Here is an 18319-nt window from a genome sequence, read left to right as displayed (position 1 = left end):
ACACTCGAAATATTAAATATAAATTATAAGGTTAGATTGATTACAATTTAAAGTATAAAAAGTTCTATTAAATATTAATAAATCCTATATTATATGATAAAAGGGGTGGAATAACATATGAAAGATATAAAAATTTTAATAGTTGATGATTCACCATTTCAAATAGCATTGCTTAGAGATGCATTAACAGAAAATGGGTTTAATGTTGTTGGAGAAGCTCAATCGCTAGAGGAAGCTATTGAAGAGACTAAGAAATTAAAACCTGATTTAATAACAATGGATATGACTATTCCAGGTACTGATGGTTTTGAATGCACAAGAGAAATACACAAAATTGATGATAGTATTAAAGTTATTATTGTTAGTGCAATGATGGATGATGAACTTATAAAAAAAGCTAAGAAAACAAAAATATCAGGTTATATTCAAAAACCAGTTGATTCAGAAGAATTAACGTTGTTAATAAATAGAGTTATGGGGGATGAAGAACTTCATTCAGAATTAGAACTTTTATATCCAAATGTATTTAAAGAATCTATAATAAATTTATTTAGCAAATTAACAAAAACAGATGCTGAAGTTATTGATGATTATAATACTGATAAAGAGATACACAGCGAAGGCATTGTGGCAGTTATGGGGATTATAGGAAAATACTCAGGAAGAATGATTATAGATATGTCATTTGAAACAGCTCAAAATATTGTAACAACATTATTAAAGAGAGAAGCTAAAGATACGAAAGAATTACTTAATGTGGTAGCGGAAATTGCCAATATGTTTGCAGGAAATGCATGCTCAATGATAAATAAAAAGAATAAAGTATTTGGATTAAGAGTAGCACCACCAACTACATTTCACGGTGAATCAATAAATATATCAAAAGCAGAAATAGATAACAATTATTCTGCAAAGATTAAAACTAAATTTGGAGATTTATCAATAAACATAGGATTCAAAAGAGGTGAAAGTGAATGGATGTCAATAATATAAATCCTATAGTAGATGCATTTACAAACGTAATGCCTCAATTAGGTTTAAGTGATATTAAAAAAAATGGAGTAAGTGAAAAAGGCAGATTTATAGAAAGCCCAGGAGTTATAATTATAATAGGACTTATTGGAGATATTAAAGGAAATATTATATATACTATGAATGAAGAAGATGCAAAAAAAATTGCATCAGCCATGATGATGGGAATGCCAGTAGATGAATTTAATGAATTAGCACAAAGTGCTATTTCTGAACTTGTTAATATGCTTACAGCGAATGCTTCAACTAATTTTTCAAATAATAATGTAAATGTAGATATATCTACACCAACTCTTATACATGGAAAATTTACTGCAAATTCTAGTTCGGATAAAGTAGTATGCATATCTATGGAGATTAATGGAGCTGTTATAGATGTTAATATTTCTTTAATAAAGAATACAATTTAATTTTTAGGCTCTGTTTTAGCAGAGTGTTGATATATGCATAAGCAAAGTGAGCGGAGTAATTGAACTTAGGAATGCTAAAATGAGTATAGTCCAATTACAATGCTACTTTGTATATACCAACACATATTTAAAATATAGCTTAAAATGAAAATTAATTATTATTTGAAAATAGTTCATTTGCTTTTTGAGCTATACGAGTTCCAAATATCTTAAACATTTCTTTGCTTTCTTCAAAATTTTCTTTTAATGCAACAGCACCTAAATGTATATAAGGTTGTCCTAAAGAAGAACCCCCAGAGTAAACTAGCATACCTTTAACCATGATATGATTAATTATAGTTAAGATAGCTGTATCAGCACCACCTTGTGCAAAGTTGGCAGTTGCAAAGACTGCTCCGATTTTACCACTAAGATTACAATTTGAAGATTCATCAAACCATTTTTTTAGTTGCCAACACATATTGGCGTGATAGGTTGGTGTTCCAAAGATTACAGCATTGCTTTTATCAACAAAATTATAGTCAATATTATCAAGATCAAAAATTCCTACTTCAATGTTTTTTTCTAGCTTCATGCTAGAAGCAATAACATCTGCCATCTCTTTTGTTTTTCCAGTTTTACTAAAATAAATTATAGATATTTTCATAAATTGCAACTAGAAAGTGTAATTATATAAACTTTCTAGTAAGTCACATCCTTTCTAAGCAGTATATATATAAAGATTATTTATATTTTTGTCTATGTTTTAAAACAGTGTTGATATTGTAGTATAAAGCTCATGGACAGAGGAATTTACTTTAAGAACACTAAAATAAAGCTTAGTCCAATTAATGCATGCTCCCAATCAAAGATTGCTGACAAGCAATTAATTGTACAAATCTTCATTAAGAGTTCTAAAAAGCAAATTCCAATGCCAGTTCGCCCTTATACTAAAATATCAACATTCACTTAAAACATAGCCATATTTTTATATTTTTATAATATGAGGATATTATAGCATATTTAAGAAAAAAGTAGTTGAGTTAATGGGGATAAGAGAGGAATATTAATTATAATTAGAGCAAAAATCAAATGTATAAGTTTTAAATTTATGTGTATTATTTAAATAAAAATAAATTTGAATTTAATAGAATAATTTTATGAACATTTATTAAAGTTACTGCATAAAAAGATAATACATAGATATATGTTTATTAATATGCAAATGGTAGATACTAAATATAATATTATCATTGACTTCATATAGATGGTGATCTATATTATATATAGATGAATGTCTATATAAGGGAGTGAATTTATTGAACTATGAGAATAATTCCAAAATTATTAAAGCACTTTCTGATCCAAATAGATTAGAAATTATTGATATATTATCTTGTGGAGAAAGATGTGCATGTGATATATTGAAAAATTTTGAATTTACTCAACCAACATTATCTCATCATATGAAGGTATTAATTGATTGCGAAATAGTAAATGTTAGAAAAGAAAGATCTTGGAATTACTACTGTTTGAATATCAATAAATGCAATAATCTAATTTTATTCTTGATGAACATCATTGCAAATACAGAGGATTGTATTTGCAATGATAAAACAAAATATGAATGCAAATAAAGGAGTGAATTAATATGAAAAAAATGATTATTTTTGATCCAGCTATGTGTTGCTCAACAGGAGTTTGTGGTCCATCTGTTAATCCAGAATTATTAAGAGTTGCAACAGTATTAAACACTTTAAAAAACAAAGGGATAATAGTTGAAAGGCATAACCTTACAAGTAATCCTCAAATATTTGTAACTAATAAGATTATAAATGAGATGCTAATGACAAAGGGCTTAGAGGCTCTTCCTATTATTATGGTAAATGGTAAGATTGTTAAAATGGGCAGTTATCCTAGTAATAAAGAATTTTGTCAATTATTAAATATACCAGAGGATTATTTAAAAGCAAATATAAAGAGACCTACTAAATGTAACTGTAAAGGTGGATGTTGTTAATTATAAATAAAAATAATGAGTTTATGTATCATATTTTACAATATATAAAGGAAGGAAGATAAAAATGTTTAAATTATTTGATTTAGAAAAATTAAACTTAACAAAATATTTGTTTTTTACAGGTAAAGGTGGAGTAGGAAAGACTTCAACTGCTTGTGCAGTAGCAGTTAATTTAGCGGATTTAGGAAAGAAAATAATGCTTGTTAGTACAGATCCAGCTTCAAATCTTCAGGATGTATTTGATACAGAATTAAATAACAAGGGAGTTAAAATAAAAGATGTTCCTAATTTAAAAGTTGCAAATTTTAGTCCGGAAGATGCTGCTGCTGAATATAGAGAAAGTGTTATAGCTCCTTATAGAGGAAAGTTACCAGAAGCTGTTTTAAATAATATGGAAGAACAACTTTCAGGTTCATGTACAGTTGAAATTGCAGCTTTTAATGAATTTTCATTAATGATAACAGATAAGAGTGTAAGTAATGAATATGATCACATTATTTTTGATACAGCTCCAACAGGGCATACATTAAGAATGCTTCAATTACCTTCAGCGTGGAGTAATTTTATTAGCGAAAGTACTCATGGGGCATCATGTCTTGGTCAACTTGCAGGATTAGAAGATAAAAAAGAGATGTATAAAAAAGCAGTTAATACTTTAGCTGATAAAGAAAAAACTACACTTATACTTGTTTCAAGACCAGAGATAACTCCTTTAAAGGAAGCAGAAAGAGCATCCAAGGAACTTCAAGATATTGGAGTTGAAAATCAAGTTTTAATTGTAAATGGAGTACTTCAACAGTGTGATGATTATTTGTCTAAATCCATTTATGAGAAACAACAAAATGCACTAAAAGATATTCCAGAAGGATTAAAGGATATTAAAACTTTTGAGATTCCTCTAAGGCCTTATAATATAACAGGATTAGAAAACGTAAGATCATTGTTAAAAGATAATTCTATTGTAATAGACAATGAAATTTTAAATGTAACTGAAATACCAAAACTAAATAGTATAATTGAAGATCTATATAAAAATGATAAAAAGGTAATATTTACAATGGGAAAGGGTGGAGTAGGAAAAACTACTATAGCTGCTGCAATTGCACTTGGATTATCAAAAAAGGGTAAGAAAGTACATTTGACAACAACTGATCCTGCTGGACATTTAAAATTTGTATTAGATGAAAGTTATGGAATTTCATTAAGTAATATTGATGAAAAGGAAGAACTTGAAAAATATAAAGAAGAAGTGTTAGCTAAAGCAAGAGAAAACAATATGAGTGAAGAGGATATAGCTTATGTTGAAGAGGATTTAAGATCACCATGTACTCAAGAAATAGCTGTGTTTAGGGCTTTTGCTGAAATAGTTGAAAGATCAGAAAATGAGGTTGTTGTTATTGATACAGCTCCAACAGGGCATACTTTATTACTATTAGAATCAACTGAAAGTTATAATAGGGAAATTGTTAGATCAGAAGGAGATATTCCAGAATCAGTTATAAAACTTTTACCAAAATTAAAAAATGATAAAGAAACTGAAGTTATAATTGTAACCTTAGCAGAAACAACACCAGTTTATGAAGCTATGAGACTTCAAAAAGATTTAAATAGAGCAGAAATTTATAGTAAATGGTGGGTTATAAATTCAAGTCTTTATGCTACAAATACTAGTAATGACATATTAAAAGGTAAGGCTAGCAATGAGATAAAGTGGATAAATAAAGTAGATAAAATATCAAATGGAAATTTTGCAGTAATTCAGTGGAAAGCAGAAGAAGTAAAAGGAGATAAACTTAAAGAATTATTAGATTAAAGTATTATCCCACTACATTAATGAATGAAATTTTGTGGTGGGATAAATAATATTAATAGAGATGATAAAGCAATAAGTTTGTTTTAAAAGTAAGGAGGAAAAAATGAGAATAATAGTTATAGGAGCAGTAGCAGCAGGAACATCTGCAGCTGCTAAAGCACGTAGAAATGATGATTTTGCTGAAATAGTAATATACGAAAGAGATAAAGATATTTCTTATTCAGGTTGTGGCTTGCCATATTATATTGGTGGAGAAATTAAAGAACTTGATGAACTTACTCCAAGGAATCCTTCATTTTTTAAAAAGAAATACAATATTGATGTTTTTACAGGTTATGAAGTATTAAATATTAATAGTTTAGAAAAAAATATTACTGTTAAGAATCTACATACTAATGAAGTGTTTAAGGATACTTATGATAAATTAGTATTAGCAACTGGTGCATCACCATTTATGCCTAATATAAAAGGTATAGAAAATAAAAATGTGTTTTTCTTAAGAAATGTACAAAGTGCTAGAAATATTAAGAATTTTATTATTAATAATAAGCCTAAAAATGCAGTAATAGTTGGTACAGGGTTTATTGGATTCGAAATGCTTGAAAATTTAATTGAAGAAAAGATAAATGTGACCATACTTGAAAAAGCAAATAAAATAACACCAAATTTAGATGAAGATATGGCACAGTATTTAGAGAATGAATTAAAAAAGAAAGATGTAAAAATTATTAAAAATACTGATATTAGTGAAATTTCAGAAAAGCAAGTAATACTTGCAGATAAAACTGTTTTAGATAGTGATATGGTTATTATGGCTACAGGGGTTAGACCTAATGTAGACTTAGCTAGAGAATGCAAAATAGAAATAGGCATTACAGGGGCAATAAAAGTAGATAATAGAATGGAAACAAATATTAAAGATATTTATGCGTGTGGGGATTGTATAGAAACTTTTTCTTTAATAACAGGAAAATCAATATATAGACCACTAGGATCTACTGCAAATAAAACTGGTAGAATTGCAGGTGATGCTTTAACTAAAGGAAATTTAAGATATAAAGGCAACTTAGGCACAGGAATATTTAAATTGTTTGATATGACTATTGCAAATACTGGGTTATCTGAAAAAGAAGCATTAGAAGAAGGCTATGAAATTCAAATATGTCACAATATAAAACCAGATAAGCCATCATATTTTCATGGAAAAGAGATGGTTATAAAAGCAATTGCAGATAAGAAAACTGAGAAAATTTTAGGTGTGCAAATAATAGGTTATGAAGGGGTGGATAAGAGAATTGATGTATTTGCAACATTGATTACTTATGGTGCAAAGGTAGATGAATTATTCCATCTTGACTTAGCATATGCACCACCATTTTCTACTACAAAAGATCCAGTTCATTATACAGGAATGATTTTAGATAACGCAATAAACAATAGCAGACCAATTATAACTAGTAATGAACTTAAAAATTTAACTGAAAATACAGAAAAATTTCAAATAATAGATGCGAGAGTACCTAAGCAATATGATGAAGCTCATGTTTATATGGCAGAAAATATGCCTCATAGTACTTTAAGAGATGATTTAGATAAGTTAGATAAAGAAATTACTACTGTAACTTATTGCAATAAAGGTGTTACAGGAAATGCAGCACAGAACATTTTAATTAATCATGGATTTAAAAAAGTATATAATTTATCAGGTGGTAACAAATTTTATAAGGAATCAAAAATAAAAAAAGTAAATAATAAATAGGGGGAAAGATATATGTCAGAAAATAAAGGAAAAGGGTTAGGTGTATTTGAAAAATATTTAACATTATGGGTAGCAGCATGTATTGTTGTTGGAATTTTTATAGGAAAATTTTTGCCTATAATACCAGATACATTAAATAAATTTGAATATTATAACGTATCAATTCCAGTTGCAATATTAATTTGGCTTATGATATATCCAATGATGTTAAAAATAGATTTTACAAGTATAGTTAATGCTAGTAAAAAACCAAAGGGACTTATATTAACTTGTGTAACAAATTGGCTTATAAAACCATTTACAATGTATGCAATTTCATGGTTCTTTTTTTACATTGTATTTAAAAGTTTTATACCAGTAAATCTTGCTAAAGAATATTTAGCAGGAGCAGTATTACTTGGAGCAGCGCCATGTACAGCAATGGTATTTGTATGGAGTCATTTAACAAAAGGTGATGCAGCCTATACTTTAGTTCAAGTTGCAGTTAATGATTTAATAATTTTAATTGCATTTGCACCAATAGTAGCATTTTTACTTGGAGTTGGTAATGTAACTGTACCAATGGGAACATTACTTCTTTCAACAGTACTATTTGTTGTTATTCCGCTAGCTTTAGGATATACAACAAGAACTGTATTAATAAAGAAAAAAGGTGAAGATTATTTTAATAATATATTTTTAAAGAAGTTTGACAATGTAACAATAATAGGATTACTTTTAACACTTATAATATTGTTTTCCTTCCAAGGAGATATTATCTTAAATAATCCGTTGCATATTTTATTAATAGCAGTACCACTTACAATTCAGACTTTCTTTATTTTTACTATTGCTTATGTTGGAGCAAAATTACTTAAACTTCCTCATAACATTGCAGCACCAGCAGGAATGATAGGTGCAAGTAATTTCTTTGAACTTTCAGTAGCAGTAGCGATATCATTATTTGGTTTACAAAGTGGAGCAGCTCTTGCAACTGTAGTTGGAGTACTTGTTGAAGTTCCAGTAATGCTTGCTCTTGTTAAAATAGCTAACAATACTAAGGGGTGGTTTAAAAATAATTAGATAGTATAAAATTTTTAGAATAATTAATAAACTTAAATGTATTTTACTGAAAGATAATAGTATGAATTTATTAGGGATTGTAATTAATAAAAGAATAATAACAAGGAAAATATGAAATACTAATATTAAAAATATTTTATAAATAATAAAAGGAGGTTTTAAAGATGGAATGGGAATATAATGTTATAAGTATTACAGATTTTAAAAGTTTAGAGGATCCAGAAAAATTAAAGCAAGAACTTGATAATTATGGATCAAAAGGGTGGGAACTTGTAGGTATTTTACATAAAGAACAAGAAGGGAAAGGATGGATGCCAAAATTATATGATGATGTAATAACTTTTAAAAGAAAAGTACAATAATATTCTGGTTAGATATGGAGTATGCAGTATAGAGTAAATATAAAACGAATATATTACATAACAGAATTAGTATTAATGTAAAAATAATTAAGGCACATTCAAAAAAATAAAAATGTTTTGATATCGCCAATTATTTTGTGATTGGCGATATTTCCTCATAAGTATAGCTATTCTTTAATTGTATAATTTTAGGTAATTAATGTTCTAAATATCTGTATAATGTAGATTTACTAATTCCAGTTTCTTTCTTTATTTCACTTAAACTATATTTTTTACTTTCATACATAACAATAGCACGTTTTACATTCTCATCAGGTTTCTTTGGTCTTCCTGGAGTTACTCCTTTTTGCTTTGCTTCATATAATCCTTTTTTTGTTTTTTCACTTATAACATCACTTTGAAATTTAACAAGATGTTTTATAATTTCAGTAAAATTATATCCATTCTTATTACTTGTATCAATTTTTTCATTAATAGATTGAAAAAACGCTTCTTTTTTATCTATTATCTCTAATAGTTCAACTAAATGACGAGTTGAATCAGCTAAGCTAAAAAGTTTTGTGACTATTATTTTATCACCTTTATTTAGAGTATTTATTGTATCTTTTAGTTTTGATCTTTTCTTTGGTGAGGAATGATCTTCCTCAATAATAATTTCACAATCTGCTTTTTTTAAGTTATTTAACTGAATCTCACAGTTTGAATCTTCTTCATAGGGTCTCATGTATCCAATTAACATATTTATTCTCCTGATATTTAAAGAATTTATTTTATTATATCATAGTTTTAATAAAATAAAATTAGTCTTAAAATAGTTCCTTTTTGGGACGATATATGTTAAAATGATTCTTGCACAAAATAAAAATAAGTTTTTACAAGAGAAAAATTAAATGTGAGGTGTATAAAAATTTGAATAAAAATTAAAAAGCAGAGTGGTTTTCAAACGTTAGAGGTGATATCCTTGCAGGGATTGTTGTATGTATGGCATTAATACCTGAAGCAATAGGGTTTTCTATAGTAGCAGGAGTTGATCCTATGGTTGGAGTGTATGCATCTTTTTGCATTTCTTTAGTTATATCAATTTTAGGTGGTAGAACAGGTATGATATCAGCTGCCGCTGGTGCTATGGCATTAGTATTAGCGAGCTTAGTAAAAAAATACCAGTAGTGGCATTAGGAGCAGTTATGGTTGTTGTATCAATAAGCACTTTTAACTGGGAGTCAATAAAGCGAATAAGGAAAGTACCTAAATCAGATACATTTGTAATGATATCAACAGTTATAACAGTATTATTAACACATAATTTAGCTTATGGAGTTATTATAGGAATAATTTTAAGTTCTATATTCTTTGCAGCTAAGATATCTGAAATTAGTATTAAAAAAATAAATGAAGATAAAAAAACAGTATATTTAGTGCAAGGACAGCTATTTTTTGCATCTACCTTAAAATTTATTAATAGTTTTGATTTTATAGATGATGTAGAAACTGTGGATATAGATCTTTCAAAAGTTAGAATTTGGGATGAATCAGCAGTTGATAGTATAGATAAAGTAGTGATTAAATTCCATAAGAATGGAATTAAGACTAATTTAATGGGAATGAGTACTCAATGTTTAGAATTAATAGATAGAATGTCTGTTCATAATAAAGCAGGAAAATTTGATATGGTTAGTGATCATTAAATTTTATAGATTAAGGATACAAGTGACTTTTCATAGTAAAATTTTATTTAAAAACTTAATAATTTATAATATATTGGGAGTTATTAAATAAATATTTTTATATAATAATTTATTTTGATAACTCCCTTTTTTATTTTTTAAGAGTTTGTATTTATAAATAATATGAGGATAACTTAGGTTATATTTTTGTTTGAAGATTAAGAAATAAAACCTAAAGAATAAAAAAAGTATATTTACATTTTAGAGTGTTAACATTAAAATAGAAATTAAATTATTAAATTATGTGAGGCGAGTTATTAATGAAGATAGATATGAATAAGTATGAAAGTGTATTTAAATCTTTATCTGATATCACAAGATTAAATATAATTAAAAAATTAAGTGAAAAAGATAGCATGTGCGTATGTTCTTTGGTTGAACATTTTGACATACCTCAATCAAAATTGTCATATCATTTAAAAATGTTACTAGATTCTAATCTTATAACTATGGAGAGATGTGGTAAGTGGAATCACTATAGTATTAATAAAGAGGAATTAGAAAAGTATTTATCTAAAGAGGTTATGAATGATATTGTTAAGTAATAAAATTTTGTATAAAATCAAAAAAATATTGGGGGCGTGAAAACACATATCAAAAAAACTTGATATGTTCTAGGCGTTAATGTATAATAATGTTATAGAGCTAGCTAGTAATAAAAAATTTTAGTCAACAAATCAAAAAAAATTGATATATTATAAAGTAGTAGCTATGTTGAAAGGGAGAATTAAAATCAGGTGGTTAAGATGGATAAGCTTATAGGAATATCAGGGAATTTAGTAGAATTAGAATATCCAAAAGGAAAGATACAAAAGAGAGTTATAGTTGGAGATGTATATGTAAAAGCTATATCAGATGCTGGAGGTATTCCAATTATAATACCAATTACAGAAACAAAATATATTTCAGATTTAGCAAGAAAATTAGATGGTCTAGTTTTAACTGGAGGAAGTGATATATCACCTTTTTTATATGGTGAGGAACCTTGTGGTGAAATTGATGAATTATCTCCAGAGCGAGATCAGTTTGAAATAGATTTATTAAAGGAATTTATATCATTAGAAAAACCAGTTTTAGGTATATGCAGAGGTATGCAATTAATTAATATAGCTTTTGGGGGAACTTTATATCAAGATGTGAAATATGTGCCTAATATAAATAATGAGCATTGGCAAAATACAGATCCAAGACATCCAATACATTCAATAAATATTAATAATAAATCTTCTTTAAATAAAATATTTGGGGATAATATATATGTAAATTCTTTTCATCATCAGATGATAAGAGAAGTTGCAAGTGGATTTAGATCTATTGCATGGGCATCTGATGGAGTAGTAGAAGCAATTGAAAAAGAGGAAGGCTCATATGTTTTAGGAGTTCAATGGCATCCAGAAGAAATGAGAGGGGATCAATTTAATATGATTGAATTATTTAAAGATTTTATAAAAAATGCTTAGAAAAGAAGAGCGAGGTAAAATGAAAAAAATTGATTTAACTGAAGGAAAAGTAGCAAAAGTAATATTAACATTAGCAATCCCTATAATGGGAAGTTCATTGTTGCAGTTTGCATATAACTTAATAGATATGATATGGGTTGGTGGACTTGGAAGTAATGCAGTAGCAAGTATAGGATCTTCAAGTTTTTTTATAGGTTTAGGATATTCTATAAATGCATTAGTGGTAATTGGTACAGGAATAAAGGTATCTCATGCAATTGGAGAGAAAAATGATAAGGACGTAAAAAGTTATATAAATGCTAGCATTTTAATAAATTTAGCATTAGGGATAATTTATGCTTTATCTTTAATATTTTTAGGCAGACAATTTATTGGGTTTTTACAGCTAAATAATACAGATGTAGAAGTTAATGCATATATGTATTTAGCAATAAGTGCCCCTATGATGTTTTTTACTTTTTTTAATATTTTATATACTAGAATACTAAATAGTTTTGGCAATAATAAAAGTGCATTAAAAATAAGTGCTTTAGGTGTTCTTATAAATATAATACTAGATCCTATTTTTATATATATCTTAGATACAGGAGTCATAGGTGCAGCAATAGCAACACTAATTTCTAATTTTGTTATGTTTGTAATATTTAAGGTTAAGGGTAAAGGCATATTTGAGTTTGATTTTAAAATTGGTATAGAAAAAGATAAAGTAATAGAAATAATAAAGTTAGGATTTCCAATGTCCTTTCAAAGAATATTATTTACTTTAGTAAATATAATTCTTGCAAGAATTATAGCAATATTTGGTTCTGATGCTATTGCAGCTCAGAAAATCGGTCTTCAAATAGAATCTATAACATTTATGGTTATAGGGGGATTGAATGGAGCAATAGCAAGTTTTGCAGGTCAAAATTATGGGGCTAAGAAGTTCCATAGAATTATTAAGGGATATAGGAGTTCATTAAAAATAGGCATTATATATTCTACAGTAACAGCTTTAGCATTCACATTTATACCAGGTATATTAGTAAAGATATTTATTAGAGATGAAGTTACTATTCTAATAGCTAGTTTATATTTACAAATAGTGGCGGTTTCACAGATATTTAGTACAGTTGAAATGGTATCAAATGGCTTATTTACAGGGATAGGAAAGCCTAAAATATCTGCATACATTAGTATAGTTTTTACGGTATTAAGAATTCCTATGGCATTAATTTTGATTAAATTTATTGGAGTAAATGGAATTTGGTGGAGTATAGCATTATCAAGTATTTTCAAGGGAATAGTTTCTTATATTTTATATATAATACAAGTACGAAAGGGGTATAAATATATTGGAAATTTTTAAAAAGTTATTTAAAGGTAGTAAATTGTTAAAAGGAAATGTAGGAATAGAAAGGGAAGGATTAAGAGTAGATAGATATGGAAATTTATCATTAAAAAAGCATCCAGAAATATTTGGAGATAAGATGCTTAATCCATATATAACAACTGATTTTTCAGAAAGTCAAATTGAATTAATTACACCAGTGTTTGGTACTTGTGAAGAAACATACAATTTTCTGAATAATCTTTATGATATTGTTGCACTTGAAATTAAGGATGAATACATTTGGCCACAATCTATGCCTTGCATAATACCAGATGATAAATTAATACCAATTGCAAGTTTTAATAAATCTCCTAAGGGTGAAGAAGCAAGGAAATATAGAGAGAATTTAATTGAAAAGTATGGTGGAAAAAAGCAATTAATATCTGGAGTGCATTACAATTTTTCATTTAATGAAGATATGATAAAGAAACTATATGATAGTACTAGTAAAGAAAGAAATTATAGAAGTTTTAAAGATAATATATATTTAAAGGTAACAAGAAATTATCTTCGTTATAGGTGGTTACTATTATATCTTTTGGGAGCAACTGGTATAGTTCATGAGAGTTATACTGGAGAATGTGTAAAAACTCTTCAGAAGATTTCACAAGGAGCTTTTTCTAATGATGGAGCAATGTCATATAGAAATAGTGAATGTGGATATAAAAATAATATAGAGTTATTTCCTAACTATTCTTCAGTTAATAGCTATGTTGAAAGCATTAATGGATTTATAAAAGATGGTTTAATTGAAAGTCATAAGGAACTATATAGTTCTATAAGGTTAAAGGCAAAAGATAATTATAATTTGTTTAATTCATTATTAGATGAAGGAATTAACTATTTAGAATATAGAAGTATTGATATTAATCCATTTGATAAATGCGGTATTAGTCTTGAGGACTTACATTTTCTTCAAATGTTTAATTTATTTTTACTGATAAGTGAAGAAGAATCATATGATAATTGGCAAGAAGAGGCATACGATAATCAGAAGGTAATAGCAAGATATGGTCAAAATAATGTTGAGCTAAAGAAAAATGGTGAAGTAATTTCTAAAGAAAAATGGGCATTGAATATTTTGAATCAAATTAAAGAAATAAATAAAGAATTATCTTTAGGAAAAGATAGTTTAATAGATTCAATGATTGATAAGGTTAAAGATTATAAATTAACATATACTTACAAAATTATTGATAAGGTTAAAGAAGAAGGCTATGTTAATGCACATATTAATTTAGCTAAGAAATACAAAGAAGATGCTTATAAAAACAGATTTAAATTAGTTGGATATGAAGATTTAGAATTATCTACACAAATATTAATGAAGGAATCAATAAAGAGGGGAATAAAGACAAACATTATTGATAGAAGTGAAAATTTTATAGTACTAAAAAAGGGTGATAAAGTTGAGTATGTAAAACAAGCAACTAAAACATCTAAAGATAATTACATATCTGTTTTAATGATGGAAAACAAGGTAGTTACTAAAAAAGTTCTAAGAAAAGCAGGGATTAGAGTACCAATGGGAATGGAGTTTAATTCAATTAAAGATGCTATAAGTGAATTAGAAAAATTTATTAATATTCCTGCAGTAATAAAACCTAAATCTACGAATTTTGGTATTGGTATAAGTATTTTCCCTAGTGGTGGTAAAAAAGAAGATATAATCAAAGCATTAGAAATAGCATTTAAATATGATAATACAGTTCTAATTGAAGAGTTTATACAAGGAAAAGAGTATAGATTTTTAGTAATAGGAGATAAAGTCGCAGGTATACTTCACAGGGTACCAGCTAATGTTGTTGGTGATGGAGTTAAAAATATATCTGAATTGATTAAAGATAAAAATTTAAGTCCACTTAGAGGAAAAGGTTACATAACTCCATTAGAAAAAATACAAATAGATGAAAATGTAGAGTTATTTTTAAAGCAAAGCAATATAGATATAAATTATATACCTAATAAAGATGAAGTGATTTATTTAAGAGAAAATTCTAACATAAGTACAGGTGGGGACAGTATAGATTATACTAATGATATTCCAGAAAGATTCAAAAAGATAGCAGTAAATTCTTCAAAGGCAATTGGTGCTAATATATGTGGAGTTGATATGATTATTAAAGATTATAAGGATGAAACATCTGACTATGGAATAATAGAACTAAACTTTAATCCTGCAATTCATATACATTCATATCCTTATATTGGTAAAGAAAGAAAAATAGCTAATGAAATATTAAAATTATTAGAACTAATATAAAAATATGGCTCTGTTTTTAATGTGTGTTGATATATACAGTAGGTAAAGTGGCATTATTTGCTGCTTATAACATTTTTATATTGGGAATAAGCTAAAATGAGACTATAAGTTTTAACTGAAGTAATTGTTATAAATAAATTACTTCAGTTTTAATTTATTATTTATTAATTACATAATTATTTTTTTCTTGCACATTAGATTTACACACCATGTTACACTCTCTGGATTATAGGAATGGTGAACTAGTCTAATACCTTAGTTGGAGTTTCTTCATTTTTAGGTTTTCTATAATAGGCTAATGTAGATTCTTTAGGAACCTTAATTAACGTGCTTTTACTTGTACCAATTTTTTGAGAAATATATATACCTGAATGACCAGAAAATAAATAACTTATAGCACATGTCATAAACATAAATTCAATTCCTTGAGCACCAAATAGCTCTAACCCTAAAATAAATGATGTTATAGGCGCGTTGGTAGCACCAGAAAATACGCCAATAAGACCTAATGCTGCTAAAAAGGATGGAGAAATATGAAGTATATTTGATAAAGCATTACCAAATGTTGAACCTATTACAAATAAAGGTGTGACTTCTCCACCTTGAAACCCAGTACCTAGGGTAAATGAAGTAAATATAAGTTTGTTAAAAAATGCAAAAGGACTAACTTGTTCAGTAAATGAATTATTTATTAAAGGTAGACTAAGTCCAAGATAATCTCTTGTTCCTATTAAATATGTTAATATAATTATTATAAATCCACCAATCATGCTTTTAATTGCAGCATTTTCAAATCTAGAAGAAAATATGTCTTTTAATTTATGTGTTAATTCGCTAAATAATTTACTAACTAATCCAAATAAAATTGCAGCAATTATAATTTTTAATACTACAACATATGTAATAGTAGGAACTTCTAATATATTATAATGTGAATGATGAACACCAAATGCTGTAGTTACAATATTTCCTATAAAAGCTGATGTAAAGCATGGGATTAACGCTTGATAGCTCATTGTTCCAAGTGCAGCTACTTCTAATCCAAATATAGTTCCAGCAAGAGGAGTACCGAAGACAGAACTAAATCCACTACTAATTCCACACATTAAAATAATTTTAGTATCTACCTTGTCTAATTTTAATAAACGTCCAACGCCTTCAGATATACTAGAACCAATTTGCACACCAGTACCTTCTCTGCCAGCAGAACCACCAAAAAGATGGGTTACAAAAGTACCTAGAAAAACTAAAGATGCCATACGCATAGGAATATCTCCATTACTAGTATTAATTTTATCTATAATTAAATTATTACCTTTTGAAGAGGATTTACCATATTTAGAATATAGAAAACTGACAAAAGCACCTCCAAAGGGTAGAAGAAATAATAACCAAGAATTATTGTTTCTTAAAGTTGTAGCAAGTTCTAAGCTGTTTAAAAATAAAGCACCAGCTACTCCAGTTAAACAGCCAACGATTGTACCTATAAAAATCCACTTTAAAAATGACATTCCAAGAAGTGTGCTTAAGTTTGGATTTTTAAGAAATACAATTGTATTCTTTTTTTTAGAATTATCTTTGTTCATACAATCTCTTTTCTCCTTTTTTATATTTTTAATAATTAATTATTAAGGCGATTGTGGAGTCGTCGATTTTTTACGCAGTTAGCCATAAATTCTTTAATAATATAATTTCTAAAGAATAAAAAGACTCCTACAAAAGACAGTATACCCGTTTTTTGTAGGAGTCATTAGCATTACGCAGTTAAAGGCGAACTCCATCACCTAAATATATAAATATAATAATATGATTAGTATGTTTTAACAATAGTTAGTGAATTCTAAGAACTTAAATTAGATATAATATGTTTATAAATTAAACGTTATCACTAGAGATTACTTCGAAATTATTATTTTTAATTTTTATTTAATATAGGATATATGTATTTGAGAAAGAAATTACATGGAGTAGAGAAAGTTTTTATATTAGATTTGTATTTTATTATTTTCTTGGGTTAAAACAAAATTTAAACGAAAAATTAAGACCTAAAAGAGTAAGTAAATTTATCTTTTAGGTCCATTTTTATATAATATAATTAGTTGATTTTAATTCAATATTATTAAAGAATTTATCTTCATTATATTTATAGCACAATAATAATTTTAGAATAAAATTATTGTTAAAATATTTTAGAAGAATAAGAATGGCAATAAGAACCATGCATTATTAAATCCAGATCTACAACGATTTCTACATCTACAGCAATTACAACAGCAGTTACAACAATTTCTCATAATCAATTACCCCTTTGTTCATAATTATCATTTGTTATACTAATAATATATGAATTTAATTAAAATATGTTACACAAAACTAATATAATTGATCTAAAATTTTTAAGAAGAAAAGAATATTAGAATTAAAGAATAAATAAATTTTAGAATTTAAGAACTTAAGAATTTGCTTATAAAATGTGCCTTTAGAGATAGTTGAGTATTATGGATAGATGTAAATTATAATTTTTATTAAATATCAAAGACAGTAAACCTAAAGAATAAAAAGGGAATATAATAACTATAAAGTAATGTAGAATAGACTACTATATTAATTTTCAAAACTTGTTTATAATATTTAGTATATATAGGAAAAAATAAGTATGAAATATTTTGATAATATGTACTTTGGGCACAGTCAAAAACTATCCATTACAATTTTGGGCATATTATTTATTTTCATGTGCCTTAGTTGAATCTTAATAAAACACAAAATGATTATATGATATTACTAAACTTTCATATCTTTGAAGTGTTGGTTTGCTAATAGATAATTTTTTAGAAACATCATCTAAAGTAAGAAAGAAATATTGTCCACAATATTTTGTAGATCACTTACTTCTATTAGGCTTGCCCTAAAAATATTAAGAGATTTTGGGATGATAGAAGTAGGTGAGGACAATCTTATTAAAATTACAAATTGGGAAAAGCATCAAAATATTGAGGGTATGAAAAAGGTAAGGATCCAAAATAAAACTAGAGCTAAAAAGTTATTTAAAGAATGATTGGA

General features: G+C 26.9%; 17 protein-coding genes, 1 pseudogene and 1 riboswitch. Of the genes and pseudogenes, 15 read left to right on the top strand and 3 right to left on the bottom strand.

What is annotated here, in order from left to right; translation table 11 throughout:
* Nucleotides 1-117: 117 nt before the first annotated feature.
* Together NG901_RS09530 and NG901_RS09525 are read left to right on the top strand one after the other, a co-directional pair.
* A complete protein-coding gene (locus NG901_RS09530) occupies nucleotides 118-993 on the top strand; it encodes a response regulator (protein WP_252213943.1) in 876 nt (291 codons plus the stop codon).
* Entirely contained in the window at nucleotides 975-1442 is a 468-nt protein-coding gene (locus tag NG901_RS09525) for a chemotaxis protein CheX (RefSeq protein ID WP_252213941.1), read from the top strand. The genes NG901_RS09530 and NG901_RS09525 overlap by 19 nt, the downstream gene beginning before the upstream one ends.
* 151 nt (nucleotides 1443-1593) lie before the next feature.
* Here NG901_RS09525 and NG901_RS09520 read toward each other — a convergent pair whose 3' ends face one another.
* Nucleotides 1594-2088, bottom strand: coding sequence for a flavodoxin family protein (locus NG901_RS09520; protein WP_252213939.1), 495 nt, complete (start codon nucleotides 2086-2088; stop codon nucleotides 1594-1596).
* Between the two features lie 652 nt (nucleotides 2089-2740).
* Between NG901_RS09520 and NG901_RS09515 the strand changes: the two genes are divergently transcribed.
* The 6 genes from NG901_RS09515 (at nucleotide 2741) to NG901_RS09490 (ending at nucleotide 8437) form a co-directional block, all read left to right on the top strand.
* The gene (locus NG901_RS09515) at nucleotides 2741-3058 is read left to right on the top strand and encodes an ArsR/SmtB family transcription factor (RefSeq protein WP_252213938.1); all 318 of its coding nucleotides are present in this window, start codon (nucleotides 2741-2743) and stop codon (nucleotides 3056-3058) included.
* A 14-nt stretch (nucleotides 3059-3072) separates the two neighbouring features.
* The gene (gene arsD / locus NG901_RS09510) at nucleotides 3073-3441 is read left to right on the top strand and encodes an arsenite efflux transporter metallochaperone ArsD (protein ID WP_252213937.1); all 369 of its coding nucleotides are present in this window, start codon (nucleotides 3073-3075) and stop codon (nucleotides 3439-3441) included.
* 64 nt (nucleotides 3442-3505) lie between these two features.
* Nucleotides 3506-5254 (top strand): arsenical pump-driving ATPase, encoded by a 1749-nt coding sequence (gene arsA / locus NG901_RS09505; protein ID WP_252213935.1) that lies wholly within the window; start codon nucleotides 3506-3508, stop codon nucleotides 5252-5254.
* A 103-nt stretch (nucleotides 5255-5357) separates the two neighbouring features.
* A complete protein-coding gene (locus NG901_RS09500; RefSeq protein ID WP_252213934.1) occupies nucleotides 5358-7013 on the top strand; it encodes an FAD-dependent oxidoreductase in 1656 nt (551 codons plus the stop codon).
* A gap of 12 nt (nucleotides 7014-7025) precedes the next feature.
* Nucleotides 7026-8075: an ACR3 family arsenite efflux transporter gene (gene arsB / locus NG901_RS09495; protein ID WP_252213932.1), complete on the top strand. Its 1050-nt coding sequence runs from the start codon at nucleotides 7026-7028 to the stop codon at nucleotides 8073-8075.
* Between the two features lie 164 nt (nucleotides 8076-8239).
* On the top strand, nucleotides 8240-8437 hold the full coding sequence (locus NG901_RS09490; protein ID WP_252213931.1) for a DUF4177 domain-containing protein: 198 nt from the start codon (nucleotides 8240-8242) through the stop codon (nucleotides 8435-8437).
* 196 nt (nucleotides 8438-8633) lie between these two features.
* On the opposite strand, the gene NG901_RS09485 is transcribed toward NG901_RS09490, so the two are convergent.
* Nucleotides 8634-9176 carry a recombinase family protein gene (locus tag NG901_RS09485; RefSeq protein ID WP_252213930.1) on the bottom strand — a complete coding sequence of 181 codons (543 nt, stop codon included), beginning with the start codon at nucleotides 9174-9176 and terminating at the stop codon, nucleotides 8634-8636.
* A gap of 218 nt (nucleotides 9177-9394) precedes the next feature.
* Between NG901_RS09485 and NG901_RS17310 the strand changes: the two genes are divergently transcribed.
* The 6 genes from NG901_RS17310 (at nucleotide 9395) to gshAB (ending at nucleotide 15256) form a co-directional block, all read left to right on the top strand.
* Nucleotides 9395-9604: a SulP family inorganic anion transporter gene (locus NG901_RS17310; protein ID WP_502800129.1), complete on the top strand. Its 210-nt coding sequence runs from the start codon at nucleotides 9395-9397 to the stop codon at nucleotides 9602-9604.
* A complete protein-coding gene (locus tag NG901_RS09475) occupies nucleotides 9604-10122 on the top strand; it encodes an STAS domain-containing protein (RefSeq protein WP_252213928.1) in 519 nt (172 codons plus the stop codon). The genes NG901_RS17310 and NG901_RS09475 overlap by 1 nt, the downstream gene beginning before the upstream one ends.
* 299 nt (nucleotides 10123-10421) lie before the next feature.
* Nucleotides 10422-10706 (top strand): ArsR/SmtB family transcription factor, encoded by a 285-nt coding sequence (locus NG901_RS09470; RefSeq protein WP_252213927.1) that lies wholly within the window; start codon nucleotides 10422-10424, stop codon nucleotides 10704-10706.
* A 201-nt stretch (nucleotides 10707-10907) separates the two neighbouring features.
* On the top strand, nucleotides 10908-11621 hold the full coding sequence (locus NG901_RS09465; protein ID WP_252213926.1) for a gamma-glutamyl-gamma-aminobutyrate hydrolase family protein: 714 nt from the start codon (nucleotides 10908-10910) through the stop codon (nucleotides 11619-11621).
* A 19-nt stretch (nucleotides 11622-11640) separates the two neighbouring features.
* Complete coding sequence (locus tag NG901_RS09460; RefSeq protein ID WP_252213925.1) at nucleotides 11641-12969, top strand: MATE family efflux transporter; 1329 nt, start codon at nucleotides 11641-11643, stop codon at nucleotides 12967-12969.
* The gene (gshAB, locus tag NG901_RS09455; protein WP_252214022.1) at nucleotides 12953-15256 is read left to right on the top strand and encodes a bifunctional glutamate--cysteine ligase GshA/glutathione synthetase GshB; all 2304 of its coding nucleotides are present in this window, start codon (nucleotides 12953-12955) and stop codon (nucleotides 15254-15256) included. The genes NG901_RS09460 and gshAB overlap by 17 nt, the downstream gene beginning before the upstream one ends.
* A gap of 242 nt (nucleotides 15257-15498) precedes the next feature.
* Here the strand turns inward: gshAB and NG901_RS09450 are convergent, their stop codons facing one another.
* Nucleotides 15499-16842, bottom strand: coding sequence for a voltage-gated chloride channel family protein (locus tag NG901_RS09450; protein ID WP_252213924.1), 1344 nt, complete (start codon nucleotides 16840-16842; stop codon nucleotides 15499-15501).
* A 148-nt stretch (nucleotides 16843-16990) separates the two neighbouring features.
* Nucleotides 16991-17050: riboswitch (Fluoride riboswitch) on the bottom strand.
* Between the two features lie 1060 nt (nucleotides 17051-18110).
* Between NG901_RS09450 and NG901_RS09445 the strand changes: the two are divergent.
* Nucleotides 18111-18299: pseudogene (locus tag NG901_RS09445) on the top strand (phage replisome organizer N-terminal domain-containing protein); the annotation flags it as partial.
* Nucleotides 18300-18319: the final 20 nt, after the last annotated feature.

Origin of the sequence: Clostridium sp. CMCC3677, from assembly GCF_023845585.1 — a bacterium.
GTDB classification, from domain to species: Bacteria; Bacillota; Clostridia; order Clostridiales; family Clostridiaceae; genus Clostridium; species Clostridium aquiflavi.
This window is presented reverse-complemented; position numbering and strand designations above follow the sequence as displayed.